Origin of the sequence: Clostridium yunnanense (assembly GCF_016595795.1) — a bacterium.
GTDB lineage: Bacteria > Bacillota > Clostridia > Clostridiales > Clostridiaceae > Clostridium_AR > Clostridium_AR yunnanense.
Genome location: NZ_JAENHN010000045.1, coordinates 1 through 15,405 on the forward strand (window position 1 = coordinate 1; position 15,405 = coordinate 15,405).

A 15,405-nucleotide genomic window follows, 5' to 3' on the forward strand; every position below is an offset into this window, starting at 1 on the left:
ATTTTCATTTCATGCGAAACGAAAATGTTATGCGGTATTAATCTTCCTTTCGGAAGGCTATCCCCCTCTATAAGGCAGGTTACCCACGTGTTACTCACCCGTCCGCCGCTGAGAAAGTTCCGAAGAGCTTTCTCCGCTCGACTTGCATGTGTTAGGCACGCCGCCAGCGTTCGTCCTGAGCCAGGATCAAACTCTCAATTTAAAGTTTAATCATAGCTTACTTACTTAGTAAGTCTTTTTTCAAAAGAATTGCTGGTTTAGTTTAAGTCTAATTTTAGACTTTGTTTATCTTCTCTGTTTAATTTTCAAAGACCAAGTTTACTTTGCTGCTTATCTTACAGCTTCTATATCTTACCATCGTAAGATTTTTTTGTCAACACTCATTTTAAAAATTTATTTTCTAAAAACAAACTTTCATTTTTGTGTGTTTGTCTTTCTGCATTGCAGCGACATAACTTATAATAACATATGGTTTTATTATATATAAGGCATAAAACACTGTTAGACAAGACTACTTGTCCATTGTTTAATATTCCTCAGTATTTCACCTTATTCCACAAATTGACACGCCCGGAACTGTTACACCGTAACATAGTCCATAAATAATATAACTTACTAGCTTTAATCTATGTAAACATATTTTTTATGCATCTGCATTTCCGAATGAATATGAAAAAAAATTTGGCAGGCGACACATTTTCTTTTTTTACAAATTATCTTCTATATATGTAATTTTCTGTTCAACATATTTTTCTAAATCTTCTAAAATTACTTCTTTCAAGATAGCCGCTGGTATTTTATCTGAAGTTGTTATCAAAAGACATCCCATTGCTTCACTTTCAATCACATTATATAAAGAACTTCGTAATACTACATTCTTCCAAAAAACAAATTGTAGCATTTATTAGAACAAAAATTTCTACTTAAGTGATATTCTTCATTTATTATTACATCCATTATATCGTGAATCTTTTTAGGAGCATCCGATATATCCTTATAACTTTTAATTTAAAATATATCCCCTTGATCGTTCCAATATATCTAGTTAAGTATACGCTTCATTTATTTATAAAATGTTTACCTTATGATAAATTTTTCTTACTTCATAGTTTTACGGAGTCATCACTTCGTGATAAAACTTGTTATATTAAAATCCTCTCACCAGAAGCCGTGAGAGAATTTAAAAATAGATTTCGGTTCGAAGTGGTACATCCTTAAAGTAATATACTAAAAACTTCTTAATCAATTTTTTCAACAACAGCAAAACTTGTTCACGAGCCCTAACCGCGCATTTTTCCTATAAATTTTTATATTTTTAAAAATATAAAAATTAAAAAGTATAACAATATTTAATTTTTTATATTTGTTATAAAATCAATACATTATCGCAAGCACTTTTTTACAGATTTGCTTTTCTAAACGTGCATGAGAAAATTTACAGCAAAATAAGTGAGTGGTAATTTATAGATCTCCCACTCACTTTTAATCTAATCATTGTTAATTATGCATATTCTTCTGTACTGTATTATATTGATAATTCTCTGTTTTCTATTTATAAGGATTTTCTGTCTTATATAGCATTGCCTTAGGTTGGTTAAATCCTACTTCTTTAACGCCTAAATATCTAAATAAGTTGTATATTGCTTTTCCAAAATGTCCAAAAGCAACTGCTCCATGATGTGGGTATCTTCCTTGTATTAATACATGTCTATAGAATCTTCCCATTTCAGGAATTGCGAACACCCCTATAGCTCCAAAAGAACGAGTTGCAACAGGTAGAACTTCGCCCTCTGCTACATAAGCTGTTAGCTCTGCATCTGCATTGCTTTGTAGACGGAAGAAAGTAATGTCGCCAGGTATTATATCTCCTTCTAAAGTTCCTCTTGTTATGTTTGGTTCTTGATTTGGTTCTAAAGCTCTTGCCATTATCATTTGATTTTTCATAGTTCCACAAGTTAATTTGCAAGCAGCTGTATTTCCACAGTGGAATGCCATAAATGTGTCCTTTAATGTGTAATCAAACTTCCCTTTTATTTCTGATTCATACATATCCGCAGGAACTGTATTATTTATATCAAGTAGAGTTACAACATCTTGACTTATACAAGTTCCTATATATTCGCTTAAAGCTCCATAAATATCAACTTCACAAGATACAGGAATACCCATAGCGGTTAAACGGCTGTTTACATAGCATGGCACAAAACCAAATTGAGTTTGGAAAGAAGGCCAACATTTATTTGCAAATACAACATATTCCCTTGATCCTTTATGTTCTTCCATCCAGTCTAATAATGTAATTTCATATTGAGCAAGCTTTGGAAGGATACCAGGCATTTTATTACCTTCTCCAAGTTCTTTTTCCATACTAGCTATAACTTCTGGTATTCTTGAGTCATTTGCATGAGCATTATAGGCTGCAAATAAATCCAGTTCTGAATTTTCTTCTATTTCAACACCCAAATTGTATAGTTGCTTAATAGGTGCATTGCAAGCTAAAAAGTCTTGAGGTCTTGGACCAAATGATATTATTTTCAAGTTATTTAATCCAAGTAATGTATTAGCTACTGGAACAAATTCGGAAATCATTTCTGCAACATCTTCTGCAGTACCAACTGGATATTCAGGTATATAGGCTTTTATGTTACGAAGCGCTAAATTGTAGCTTGCATTTAACATTCCACAATATGCATCTCCACGGCCACCTACAAGGTTATCTCCACTTTCTTCAGAGGCAGCAGCAAACATAACTGGGCCTCCAAATTCTTTTGCAAGTAAAGTTTCTGAAGTTTCTGGCCCAAAGTTTCCAAGAAAAACAACTAAAGCATTTACGCCTGCTTCTTTAACTTCTGTTAAAGCTTTTCTCATATCTTTTTCATTTTCTACAGTTGTTTGACACTCAAAAATTTCTCCATTAAATGCTTCTACTACTGCCTTTCTTCTATTAGCTGAAAGTTCCATTGGGAAACAATCTCTACTTACTGCAACAATTCCTAACTTTACTTTTGGTGTATTATTCATTTTTAAATCCTCCATTTTATTTAATTTATTATATTAAATTTTCTTACTATCATTTTATTGAAATATTTTCTCCAACAAGACCTATAAAGGCTCCCAGTTCACCTAAATCAGTATCCTTATGTCCAATAAGCCACTTATTTCTTGCAAATAACAAGGCATCTTCATTCACTTTTTCTATCTTGCGTTCTAAAGGTAGATTAGTATCTTTTGGCAATACAACAACACATCTAAATCCATCTTCCTTAGCATTACAAGGTGCGTAGTGTAGTGTGGTTCCATATACCTCTATAGCTGTTCCTGCTGGAACTAAAAATGCTTCTATTTTAGATGTATCATAGGAGTAATCGTCTTCAATATCCTGCTGACTTCCTATTAAAAGTACAAGATCTGTTACAGCTATGTTTATTTCTGATGTGCGATGGTATTCTACTGCATTTAGCATATAGTTATTGCCGTTGCAGAAACCTATTTGTATTGGTAATTCTCCAAATTCTCTTTGTTTTAGTTCTTCTGCTATTGTTAGTGCCTCTAGTTCTTTAACAGATGGCTCATAGATTACATCTTTTGGAAGTGGTGTATTTTGCATTTTATCAAGTATTTCTTTGCAATCATAATTCTTTAATATTTGTCCATATTTCTTAAATTCTTTATCATTTACACTTTTAATAATCATATAGTTATTCCTTTCATTTATATATTTATTAAGATTTATTATTTTTTATATTAATGTCGAAACTGAGGTACTTCTACAATTAATATTTTGTAAACGGGTAAATTGAGTCACACCTCAATTTCAACAAGGGATCACATTTTTTAAACTTTAAATTGGACCTTTACTCCTTTATTTACTACTTTTACTGCCTTATTAACCACATTTTCTACAGTAAATCCAAATTGCTTAAATAAAGTCTCAGGATTTCCTGATGCTCCGAAAGTATCAAGAGAGATAATTTCTCCATCTATTCCTACGTATTTATGCCAACCAAAAGAAGTTAATGCTTCAACTGCAACTCTAGCTCTAACTGATGTTGGCATAACTGATTCTTTATATTCTTCACCTTGAGCTTCAAAAACTTCAAAGCTTGGTATACTTATAACTCTTGCATCTATACCTTTTGCCTCTAATTCTTCTGCAGCTTTAAATATAAGTTCTACCTCTGATCCAGAAGCCATTAGAAGCACATCTGGAACAGAATTTTTAGAATCTTTAAGTATATATCCACCCTTTAAGGCTCTCTTTGCACAGCCATCATATAGTGGTAATTTCTGTCTAGTTAATACTAGTGATGTTGGAGTAGTACCATTAGTTACAGCATAATACCAAGCTGCAGCTGTTTCTTTTGAGTCTGCTGGTCTATATACTGTCATGTTTGGCATACTTCTAAGACTTGCTAATTGTTCAATTGGCTGATGTGTTGGTCCATCTTCTCCAACTCCTATACTGTCATGAGTTAATACATATGCTATTGGAAGCTTCATCAAAGAAGATAATCTCATAGCTCCCTTCATATAATCACTGAATACAAAGAAGGTTGCACAGAATACTTTAAGTCCACCATGAGCATATATACCATTTACAATAGCCGCCATAGCATGTTCTCTTACTCCAAAGTGAAGGTTTTTGCCACTTCTATGTTCTGCTGAAAAATCGCCTTTACCTGCCATATATGTTTTATTTGAAGGCGCAAGATCTGCTGAACCTCCTATAAAATTAGGAATTAAATTTGCTAATCTATTTATAAGAATTCCTGAAGATTCTCTAGTAGCCATGGCTTTATTAAAGCTCCAAAAATCTTCGTTATTTAACAATTCTTCTTTATTAATTTCATCACTGATCCATCTCATATACTCTTCTGCTAGTTCTGGATATACTACAGAATACTCCCTGAACAATTCATTCCAACCCTCTTCTTTAGCTATGCCCTTCTCTATATGTGCATTCATATTTGAATATACTTCAGCTGGGACATAGAATGGAGTTTCAGTATTCCAACCTAAGTTTTCTTTCATTGCTAGTACATTCTCAGTACCTAGAGGCTCACCGTGAGCTGATGCTTTTCCTTGCTTAGCCGGACAGCCAAATCCTATTTGATTTTTAACTATTATTATCGATGGTCTTGAAACTTCAGCTCTTGCTATATCAATAGCCTTTTCAATTGAATCAATGTCATTTCCATCAGTAACATGTAGTACTTGCCATCCATAAGATTCATATCTTTTAGCTACGTCTTCTTTAAAGGCTATATCTGTATTCCCTTCTATTGATATGTTATTTGAATCATATAATACTATTAGCTTGCCTAGACCTAGAGTACCTGCAAGAGAAGATGCTTCTCCAGAGATGCCTTCCATTAGACATCCATCTCCTGCTATGGCATAGGTATAATGATCCACTACATTAAATCCAGGTTTATTAAACTTTTCTGCAAGGTGTGCTTCTGCTATAGCCATTCCTACTGCATTGCATACGCCTTGTCCAAGTGGTCCTGTTGTTATCTCAACACCTTTTGTATGACCATATTCAGGATGACCTGGAGTTAAGCTTCCTACTTGTCTAAAATTTTTAATATCTTCAATTGTTATTCCATAGCCAAATAGGTGAAGTAGAGAATACTCTAACATTGAACCGTGGCCTGCCGATAATACAAATCTATCTCTATTATCCCATCTTGGATTTTTCCCATTATGATTCATCTTTGTCCATAAAGTAAATGCCATGGTAGCTGCGCCTAAAGGAAGTCCAGGATGCCCTGATTTTGATTTTTCTATTGCATCTGCCGAAAGCACTCTTATTGCATTGATTGATAACTTATCTAATTCTCTATTCATTATATCCTCCTACTTTCCGAAAGCTGCTGCCCAGTCTGCTTTAAATTTTTCTAACCCTTGATCTGTTAATGGATGCTTGACCATCTGAAGTACTAAACTGTGAGGAACAGTTGCTATATGTGCACCTGCCTTTGCAGCTTGTATAACATGAATTGGATTTCTAACACTTGCCGCAATTATCTTTGTATCTATACAATGAATATCAAATATTTCTGCTATATCTCTAACAAGTTCCATTCCATCCATTGATATATCATCTATTCTTCCAAGGAAAGGACTTACATAAGTTGCTCCTGCATTTGCTGCAAGTAAGGCTTGGGTTACCGAGAATATTAAAGTCACATTTGTTTTTATATCTTCACTTGCTAAAACCTTCGTTGCTGCTAGCCCTTCTTCCGTCATTGGAATCTTTACTATCATATTTTTATGAATTGCAGCTATTTCTCTACCTTCTCTTACCATACCTTCTGCATCTTCACTAACTACTTCTCCGCTTATTGGTCCTTCAACTATTTCAGTAATCTCTTTTATAACCTCAGTGAAGTCTCTTCCTTCTTTTGCTATAAGCGATGGGTTTGTCGTAACTCCGCAAATTACTCCCATTCTATTTGCCTGCTTAATATGCTCTACATTTGCTGTGTCTAAATAAAACTTCATTTTTAATCTCTCCTCCTCGTATCTTTTCACTACAAAACTTCTTCAACTACTTTTTAAAATTTATTTAATAAGTTTTCAAAATACTGGGCTTCCAACTGAAATAGGATTTATAAATATTGTTCTTGCCTTGAAATATATACTAAATATAATATTTATATAAACCTAATTTCTATATAGAAACCCGTTTGTATATTAACTTTTCAATTATTTAATTAACAAGAATTCCTCTATTGGCATCATTGCTGCTCCCAAAAGGTAAGATTCTTTAAAATTAGCTAATTTAATATTACAATTATTTTCATTGGTAAAGGAATTGTCTTTATACGCGCTTTCTCTTAGTATAGCCATCTTATCTTTCAGTAAACTATTTATATCTCCACCTACTACTATGCAGCTAGGATCTAATATCATAATTAAGCTTGAAATACCAATTCCTAGAATGCCTAAATATTCTTCTAAAACTTTTATTGCAAGTTCATTATGTTGACTATATTCTTCTTCAAACTCATATATGTCATAAATAGGTGTTTCAGCTATTTCATTATAATTCTCAATTAAAGAATTCATTGATGTATAGGCTTCAAGACATCCATTTGCACCACACTTGCATTTTTTACCGTTAATAGATATTTTAATATGTCCTAGTTCTCCAGATGAATTGTTGTCACCTCTATATATTTTCCTATCAATTACTATGCCGAGGCCTAATCCATCTGTTATTGAAACATAAAGTAGATTTTTTAGCATATCTTTTCTATTCAAAAATTCATAATAAGCTGATAGATTTGCTTCATTATCTACATAAATAGGAACATTCAAATACAAAAATTTCTCCTTTAAGTTGAAGTCCTTTGCTTCTAGAAGGTACGCATATTTAATAATCCCCTTCTCAAAATCTACAGTTCCCGGGACTGAAAATACTATACCTAACAATTTTTTATCATTAAGCTCATATTTTTTCATAATAAACTCTAAGTTTTCTTTGATTATGGCAATAAGTTCTTCCATTCCACTGTTTTTATGTCTGATTCTTATATTATCAATAATCTCTCTTTTTAAATTAACTAAAGATATCTTAATGTGATTTGGTGTTAATGCAACTCCAATAGAATATCTGCAATTTTCGTTTAGCTTAATAGCAATTGCCTTTCTTCCACCAGTTGACTCTAAAGATCTTACATCTTCTACAATACCTTCACTTTTTAATTCTGTTATATTTGTAGAAACTGTAGTTATACTTATATCTAATATCCTTGAAATATCAAGTTTTGTGATTTCATTTCTTTCTAATAATAGCCCAATTATCTTTTTTCTGTTTGTCTCTTTAATTTTACTATGGTTCACTTCTATCAAATCTGAAAATACTCCTCTCAAATAACATATAAACAATGGTAGTTTAAGAAAAATAACACTGTTCTACGTTGTTAAATTGTTGCAACTTATGGATTATAAATTCTGCTATTCATTTACTATAATAACTAAACATCCATTATAGATGAATCACTTCGTAATAAAATTTATTATTTCTAAATTCTCTCACCAGAATCTGTGAGAGTTTTAAAAATAGATTTCGGATCGAAGTGGTTCATCTTTAATTCATTTTTGCTTAAAAATCATCAAAAATCAAGTGTTTTAGACATTATAAAACATGCTATTTCAGTATTAGAGCTAAAAACTATCCTTAAACTTAGTTATATTATTTGAAGATGTCTCTAATTCTCTTAGTACATATGATCTCTTGATGTACTACTTTAATAAAGTATTTATATTTTTAAATTTAAGTAATTATAAATATAACAGTTCCATATCAAATCTAAATTGATAATTGATTTAACGTCAATAGTTAACAGATTTGCAGCTAGTTTTATAACATAGAACCGAAATATCTATATATTTAAAATCCCTTTATTCTAGGATAAGCTGAATTATATGCTTGATATACCTTTGTGTATATTTCTTTTAAATCTAAATTAGGTTCTACTTTTGAATTACTCTTTACAATTTTCCTACATGCATCTTCTACTGAATCGTATATTCCAACTCCAACACCTGCTAATATTGCTACACCTAAAGCTCCACCTTCTGAAGCCTTAACTGTATTTAATGAATATTGGAAAATATCAGCTAATATCTGTCTCCACACACTACTTTCTGCTCCACCACCACTTACTCTAATTTCATCTATTTTTACATCCATGTCTTCTATTAGATCGAGGCAATTTTTAAGACTGAAACTTACACCTTCTATGATACTTCTAACAAAATCTTCATGATTATTTATAAGTGATACTCCTAAAAATGCACCTTTTACATTAGGATCTATATGTGGTGTTCTTTCACCCATAAGATATGGCAGATAAACTATGCCATTAGATCCTGGATTTGATTTCGATGCTTTTTCAGTTAATAAATCATATATATTAACTCCTAATTTTTCGCTATCTTCTACTTCTTTTGCACAGAAAGTTCTCTTAAACCAGTTTAAGGACAGTCCAGCACCTTGAGTAACCCCCATTATATGCCACTTATTAGGTACTGCATGGCATAAAGTATGAACTCTTCCTTCCTTATCAAACCTAGGTGAATCTGTTGCTGCAAAAACAACTCCTGATGTACCTATTGTTGTTGATATTGTTCCTTCACTCACTATTCCATTTCCTATTGCTCCAGCAGCTTGATCTCCTGCTCCACCAACCACAGGTGTACCTTGTGCTAAATTAGTTAATTTTGCCGCATCCTCCGAAACATGTCCACTTACGACTATTGATTCATACACATCTGCTAATATGTTCTTATCTATACTTAAATCTTTAAGAAGTTCTTCACTCCAATTTCTTGTATTAATATCTAGCATCTGCATACCACTTGCATCTGAAACTTCCGTAGCAAATACATTTGTTAGCTTAAATCTTATATAATCTTTTGGAAGAAGAATCTTATATATCTTTTCATAATTATCAGGTTCATTGTTCCTAACCCACAATAACTTGGAAAGTGTAAATCCAGTTAAAGCTGGATTTCCTGTTATCTTGATCAATCTTTCTTTTCCTATAACTTCAGTCATGTAATCACATTCTTTTTCTGTTCTTTGATCACACCATATTATAGAATTTCTTATAACCTCATTGTCCTTATCTACTAAAACAAGTCCATGCATTTGACCACTTAAGCCAATTCCCTTTATATCATCAGTTTGTACACCACTTTTTTCTATTACATCTCTGATACCTTTAACACATGCTTCCCACCAATCTTCAGGATTTTGTTCTGCCCAGCCTACTTGTGGTTGAAACAACTCGTATTCATAGGTTGCAGTCTTTATAGTGTTTCCCTCTTCATCAAATAAAGCTGTTTTAGTTCCTGATGTTCCAATGTCCAAACCTAATAGATATCTCATATTCTACTCTCCAATCTTAATAATTAGTTTTTCTTACATATTATTTAGTTTCTTCTCCTTAATTTACCATCTTCTATAAACATTATTGGATTTGAACTATATCTCTTTACTTTCATACTCTTGTGAAATTTATTCTTTTTAATCTGCATTTAAAATAACTTTTTAAATGTTATTTAATAAGTTTATTGTACTGCCACTTTTCTTCTTAGTCAATACATTTTGTAAACTTTTCCATAAAACTTTGCTAAAGATATTTTCTTCAATTTCAAAAAAAAAATTGCTAATCACAATTAAATGTGATTAGCAATTCATAAAGACTTTTATAATTAGAACCTATACCATATATCCTTTTTATTACTTTTCTCTATATATAAAAGCACTTTTCTTATTTAATAGATAAGGTCTAAGATATGCTACTGTACTTGATAGAGGTAACACTTCTTCACTTAACTGTATACCCAAAACAGTTTTGATATATCTTCTTCTTTTTTCAATACGTGACCATACCTCTGGATACTGACTCTTTATGCCCTCTCTTAGTCCTTCATCTGCTAACGCTATACCGTTTTCTGCCCCAACACCACCATAGCCTGGCATTGAAGGTATTATATCAATTTGTAATAGCATCCCACTTTTCAAGGCTTCTTTAGATTTAGGGTAAATTGGTGATGACATCCACTCTTCATCTGCAGTTAGGTGCCCAGGATTCAATGACCAGTGATATTTTTCTTTTGGCAAAACTTTTTCAATAAGGTCATACATATCACTTCCACTCATGCCTATATGTATATTTTCAAGCCATGCTACAATAGCTGTAAAATATGGTGCTGCAATTACGTCAACATAGTCCTTAACTGCTTCAGGAAGTTGTGAATCACTACTTACTGCATATCCTGCTCTACTAGATAGTCCACCTTTATATCCAGTGGTTAGCGAAATCTTATCTCCAAGCTCTATCTTTTTGTTTAAGGGATATAAATTAGCATTTTCAAAGCGATTCCCTGTTGAACTTATAGCAACCACATTAGTTTGCTGTCCATATACCTTCAAATAGTTTCCTATCTCCATCTCTGTTTTTCCCACTTCCAATGCATTCATAGCATTAAGTATACAATCTGAAGCTAAGGATGAACCAAATTCATAATGAGCTATTTCGTTAGCATTATTAGTTGCTCTTACTCCATAATCAGCATTTATGAACATATGTGTTGCATTACATATATGTTGTTCTCCTGCAATATCCTTAATTGCATCTACAATAAAATAAGGCAAGTCAAAAAAAGTTCTATTATCATAAAGATTGCTCGTAAAGTTCTTCCATCCAACTAATCCAACTTGCAAACCTACCTTGATGCCTGCATTTACAAACACTTGTTTCATACTTACTTCATTCTCCATAGGTTGATTAGGAAGAGAAAAATATGGGGTATGAATTAATTTTGCTGGTATTCTTGAGTAATTAACCATCTTAGTATTTTCATTTCCAAGAATTAAATAGGCTTTCCCATCACTATGTAATACTAGAAGTCCTTCTTCAAATCTAGTAAGGAACCCAGTTAAGTACTCAAAATTTGCCCCATGCTCAAGATCATTATATATAATAATAGAATCTAAGCCTTGCTTTTTCATAATAGAAAGAACTTTATTTTTCCTTTCCTCCATTGTTCTATCAGATAATATTACCGGAATACCATCGTTATCACATTCTGGTACATCTATTTCAGTTAAATAAACATTTGAATATCTATAGTCTCTCATTTTTTCCTCCTAAAACTCGCTAAATAAATATAATGATTAAATGACTTGTTCATACAAGATACATTTTTTATTTCTATGCTCATTATTATATCAGTCTAGAGCTATTATTCATAATAAGAAAAGCTATTATTTATTTTTGCAAAGGAGTCTCATTTATAAATATATATCTGAAAATTCTACAGTAGTAACTTGTACAAGTCTGTTATCTAGTAAATCCCCCATTGAAATCTCATTGTGTTCCTCTTCTACTTTTTCAATCGGAAATAAAACAGTAAAGGTACTTCCTTTACCAACTTTACTCTTAACTGAGATACTTCCATCTAAAACATCTACTAATTTTTTAACTAGCGACAACCCAATGCCTGATCCTTCTGCCTGCCTCGATAAACAACTATCAACTTGCCCGAATCTCTCAAATATTACATCTACCTTATCCTGTGGTATTCCAATCCCGTTATCTTTCACATCAATACGTATATTATTTTTTATAGTGCGTAATTTAATTTGTATTTTCTTACCTTCTGGTGTAAACTTAATGGCATTCGAAAGAAGATTTAAGAATATCCTTTCGTATTTTTCGTCATCCATTCCTATTATCTTCTTTTCCACAGATGATGAAAAAGCTACTGTCACTCCTTTTTGTGAAGCATAAGACTTTACAGACTCTACAATAGACTTTGTTAAGAACACTATGTCTAAATTTCTTTTATGAATTTTTATTCTACCTGCATCAGCACGTGTAATATCTAAAAGATTATTTACAAGTCTTAGCTGTCTAAAAGTATTTTGTCTTATTGTATTGATATATCTTTTGGATCTCTCTGATAATTCATCGCCACAAAGTAAATTCAAAGCTTGTACAGCTGCATTTATAACATTAAGAGGAGTTCTAAATTCATGGGATATTAATGACAAGAACTCATCTTTCATCTCAATTGCTTGCTGAAGAGTTTTACTTTTTTCTATTTCAGCCTGTAGTACTGCCTGATGTTGCTGATTTATTATCTTATCCTTCATTACTTGTTCAGTTATGTCTCTAATTGATAATATCCCTTCATTTAAAGTATCGGCACCATCATTAATAGTACTTCCGTTTATACTGGCATAAATCTTTTTATCAGGCCTATCTATTGTGAGAATATAGTTTTGAAAACTACCTTTACTTAAGACTCTATAGGCAGGTAAGTCTTCTAGCGGGATTTCATCACCATCAATCCCATAGTAGTATTTGCAACAATTCAAGGTGTTTCTAACTTTTATTTCATCACTAGTTTCATAAAAAAAACCTCTTGCTGATTGGTTTAAGAATTTAATCTGCATTTTATTATTTACAAGCCCTAATCCATCTTGCATACTATCGATAATTGCATTTAACTGATCATTCTGATGCTTAATCTTTTGCTCTTGCAGAACTCTTTCTGTTATATCTCTAGTTAACATTACTCCAATACCGAACTGTCCCTTACTATCAAATATTGGTTTTGCATTTATGGATATATATCTTTTGTATGGATCACTCACTATAATTGTTTCATTCTTTATATACTCTCCTTTTGCCAATCTAGCAATAGGAGTAGAATTAAAGTCAATTTCATTTCCTTCGAGATCATACAATTTATTTTTATTTGTATATTCTTCTGAGTTATTAAACTTAAAGGTGTTATATCTATCTTTTGCAATACTATTTAGCATTAAATAATTTCTCTCTTTGTCAATTATATACAACTCTTCTGAAATATTATCAATTATTGCCTCTAATTGCTCTTTTTGTTCCATAATCATTTTTGACTGATTTATCATTTCTGTTATATCACGTGTATTGATAACCCCCATGCTAAAGTTACCTTGTTCATCATATATAGGAATCCCACTAACACTAAAATATTTATTTATGCCATTACCTTTCATAAGCATCTGATACTGATTTATTATCTCACCTTTCAGAATACGTGTAGCTGGTAAGTCTTCATAAGTAATCTCTCTTCCATTAACATCGTAGTACTTAGTACTTTCTAAGGTAGCACCTATTGGACCAATATTAGCAATTTTCGACCACTGTTTAACTTTCTTGTTAACACGTACATAGTTTCCATTTCCATCTATAATAGCAAATCCATCATTCATATTATCTAAAATCATATCTAACTCTTCTTTTTGCTGTTCGATTATCTTATGATCTTCAATGTCTTTAGTTATATCCCGGCAACAAATAACTGCAAATTTAAAGTTTCCTTCTTTATCATAAATAGGCCTTCCATTTATACTTACATATCTATAGTTTTTATCATTTCTTATAAGAACTCTGTCGTTTGTAATAATATCGCCCTGGAATATCCTTTGGAACGGCATATCTTCCAATTTAAGTTCATTACCATCTAAATCATAATGCTTACTACTATTGTAAGCATCCCCGAATTTATTAAGCACTGCATCTGGATAGTACTTCTTTGCAGAATTATTTGTGATATAATAATTTTTATCACCATCATAAATAAAAATTGCATCATCTATACTTTGGATTATTTCTTCTAATTCATCTTTTTTATTTCTTAAATCAATTTCCATCTTCTTTCTCATAGTAATATCTCGGTTCGTCTCAAGAATAATCTTACGTCCATCTTCATCTACAATTATTTGATGACTGCTTTCTACTATAAGTTTTGTCCCATCTTTTCTAGTGTGTTCTACCTCTCCATTCCATAATTCATCATTAATCAAAGATTCTTTAACGTTTTTAAAATTCTCTTTGTGAATTGTCCTAAGTAACTCATGACTAACACAACCTACAGCTTCCTCACTGGTATATCCATATTTTAGTTCAGCCCCTTTATTCCAATACAATATTCTTCCATCTAATTCCCACGCAAAAATAGCATCTTTCGAAAGATTTATCAGACCTGCTTGCCATTTTAAAATTTTGTTTTGTTCTCTTATTATATCTGCTTGTTCTTCAACTTTTTTTCTAGCAAAGACTTGTTCAGTTACTTCTGTTTCTATCACAACACAATATCTAAGGTTACCCTCTAAATAAATTGGATTGATTGATAAATTCCAATATGTGATTCCACGGTTGAGACCTTCATACTTGTATTCTGGATTGTTATACGCTTTACCAGTCTTAATAACATTAATCCATATATCTTCATAACTACTATCTTTAAATCCTGTAGTAAATTCTGATATATGTCTTCCAATACATTTATCTCTTTTATCAAATCCTGCATCAAAAAAACTTACATATTTATCATTGGCTTTAAGAAGTGTCATATCTGGAATACTATATATGGCAGTACCAAAGTAATTTTCTTTACTTAATGCATTGGCAAGTGGTATCTTTACACTAAAATTTGAATTTGGATTTTCTGAAAAAAAGTATATATCCTCGATTACCTGTATATTTACAAATTTAACTTCTAATGATTTTGTAAAGAAAAAATAGTCGGTAGTGTCATCTATATCATCATAGTTGACTCCTGGCCCGACTCTTAAAATTCTTAATACATCTGTTATCTTTTTATTTAAAAAATCTTCAATACTAAAGCTAGTCATTTCAACAAATGATTTGCTTAATTCAACTACAAGACCATCATTCACAACAATAAAAGGAATTTCCTTTATGCCTTTTAAGAAAGTTAGTTTACCCATAAAAATCCCCCGTTTCCCAATAGGTTAATCTTTTGCAATATTACGCTGTTATTATAACATCATATTTTACTAATTTCTACTAAATTTTTCCTGTACTT

Annotated in this window: 9 protein-coding genes and 1 rRNA gene; all 10 read right to left on the reverse strand. The window is 31.7% G+C overall.

Features of this window, described 5'->3' with window-relative positions; translation table 11 throughout:
• A 16S ribosomal RNA gene (locus JHL18_RS15900) occupies positions 1–202 on the reverse strand; the annotation flags it as partial.
• Between the two features lie 504 nt (positions 203–706).
• Positions 707–901: a hypothetical protein gene (locus tag JHL18_RS15905; protein ID WP_200270958.1), complete on the reverse strand. Its 195-nt coding sequence runs from the start codon at positions 899–901 to the stop codon at positions 707–709.
• Positions 902–1,548: 647 nt separating this feature from the next.
• Positions 1,549–3,021: an L-fucose/L-arabinose isomerase family protein gene (locus JHL18_RS15910; protein ID WP_200270960.1), complete on the reverse strand. Its 1,473-nt coding sequence runs from the start codon at positions 3,019–3,021 to the stop codon at positions 1,549–1,551.
• 49 nt (positions 3,022–3,070) lie between these two features.
• Positions 3,071–3,694 (reverse strand): DUF4867 family protein, encoded by a 624-nt coding sequence (locus JHL18_RS15915; protein ID WP_200270962.1) that lies wholly within the window; start codon positions 3,692–3,694, stop codon positions 3,071–3,073.
• A gap of 140 nt (positions 3,695–3,834) precedes the next feature.
• Positions 3,835–5,850: a transketolase gene (tkt, locus tag JHL18_RS15920; RefSeq protein WP_200270964.1), complete on the reverse strand. Its 2,016-nt coding sequence runs from the start codon at positions 5,848–5,850 to the stop codon at positions 3,835–3,837.
• Positions 5,851–5,859: 9 nt separating this feature from the next.
• Positions 5,860–6,507, reverse strand: a complete 648-nt coding sequence (gene fsa, locus JHL18_RS15925) for a fructose-6-phosphate aldolase (protein WP_200270966.1) — start codon at positions 6,505–6,507, stop codon at positions 5,860–5,862.
• A gap of 204 nt (positions 6,508–6,711) precedes the next feature.
• The gene (locus JHL18_RS15930) at positions 6,712–7,860 is read right to left on the reverse strand and encodes an ROK family transcriptional regulator (RefSeq protein WP_200270968.1); all 1,149 of its coding nucleotides are present in this window, start codon (positions 7,858–7,860) and stop codon (positions 6,712–6,714) included.
• A gap of 541 nt (positions 7,861–8,401) precedes the next feature.
• Positions 8,402–9,904: a xylulokinase gene (xylB, locus tag JHL18_RS15935; RefSeq protein WP_200270970.1), complete on the reverse strand. Its 1,503-nt coding sequence runs from the start codon at positions 9,902–9,904 to the stop codon at positions 8,402–8,404.
• A 354-nt stretch (positions 9,905–10,258) separates the two neighbouring features.
• Positions 10,259–11,662 carry a M24 family metallopeptidase gene (locus tag JHL18_RS15940; RefSeq protein WP_200270972.1) on the reverse strand — a complete coding sequence of 468 codons (1,404 nt, stop codon included), beginning with the start codon at positions 11,660–11,662 and terminating at the stop codon, positions 10,259–10,261.
• 153 nt (positions 11,663–11,815) lie between these two features.
• Positions 11,816–15,307 carry a PAS domain S-box protein gene (locus tag JHL18_RS15945; RefSeq protein ID WP_200270974.1) on the reverse strand — a complete coding sequence of 1,164 codons (3,492 nt, stop codon included), beginning with the start codon at positions 15,305–15,307 and terminating at the stop codon, positions 11,816–11,818.
• Between the last annotated feature and the right edge of the window lie 98 nt (positions 15,308–15,405).

What these genes read in the sequence shown, in the direction of transcription:
- JHL18_RS15905 (WP_200270958.1), bottom strand. Translation starts at nt 901, where the DNA reads ATGCTACAATTTGTTTTTTGGAAGAATGTAGTATTACGAAGTTCTTTA.
- JHL18_RS15910 (WP_200270960.1), bottom strand. Translation starts at nt 3,021, where the DNA reads ATGAATAATACACCAAAAGTAAAGTTAGGAATTGTTGCAGTAAGTAGA.
- JHL18_RS15915 (WP_200270962.1), bottom strand. Translation starts at nt 3,694, where the DNA reads ATGATTATTAAAAGTGTAAATGATAAAGAATTTAAGAAATATGGACAA.
- tkt (WP_200270964.1), bottom strand. Translation starts at nt 5,850, where the DNA reads ATGAATAGAGAATTAGATAAGTTATCAATCAATGCAATAAGAGTGCTT.
- fsa (WP_200270966.1), bottom strand. Translation starts at nt 6,507, where the DNA reads ATGAAGTTTTATTTAGACACAGCAAATGTAGAGCATATTAAGCAGGCA.
- xylB (WP_200270970.1), bottom strand. Translation starts at nt 9,904, where the DNA reads ATGAGATATCTATTAGGTTTGGACATTGGAACATCAGGAACTAAAACA.
- JHL18_RS15940 (WP_200270972.1), bottom strand. Translation starts at nt 11,662, where the DNA reads ATGAGAGACTATAGATATTCAAATGTTTATTTAACTGAAATAGATGTA.
- JHL18_RS15945 (WP_200270974.1), bottom strand. Translation starts at nt 15,307, where the DNA reads ATGGGTAAACTAACTTTCTTAAAAGGCATAAAGGAAATTCCTTTTATT.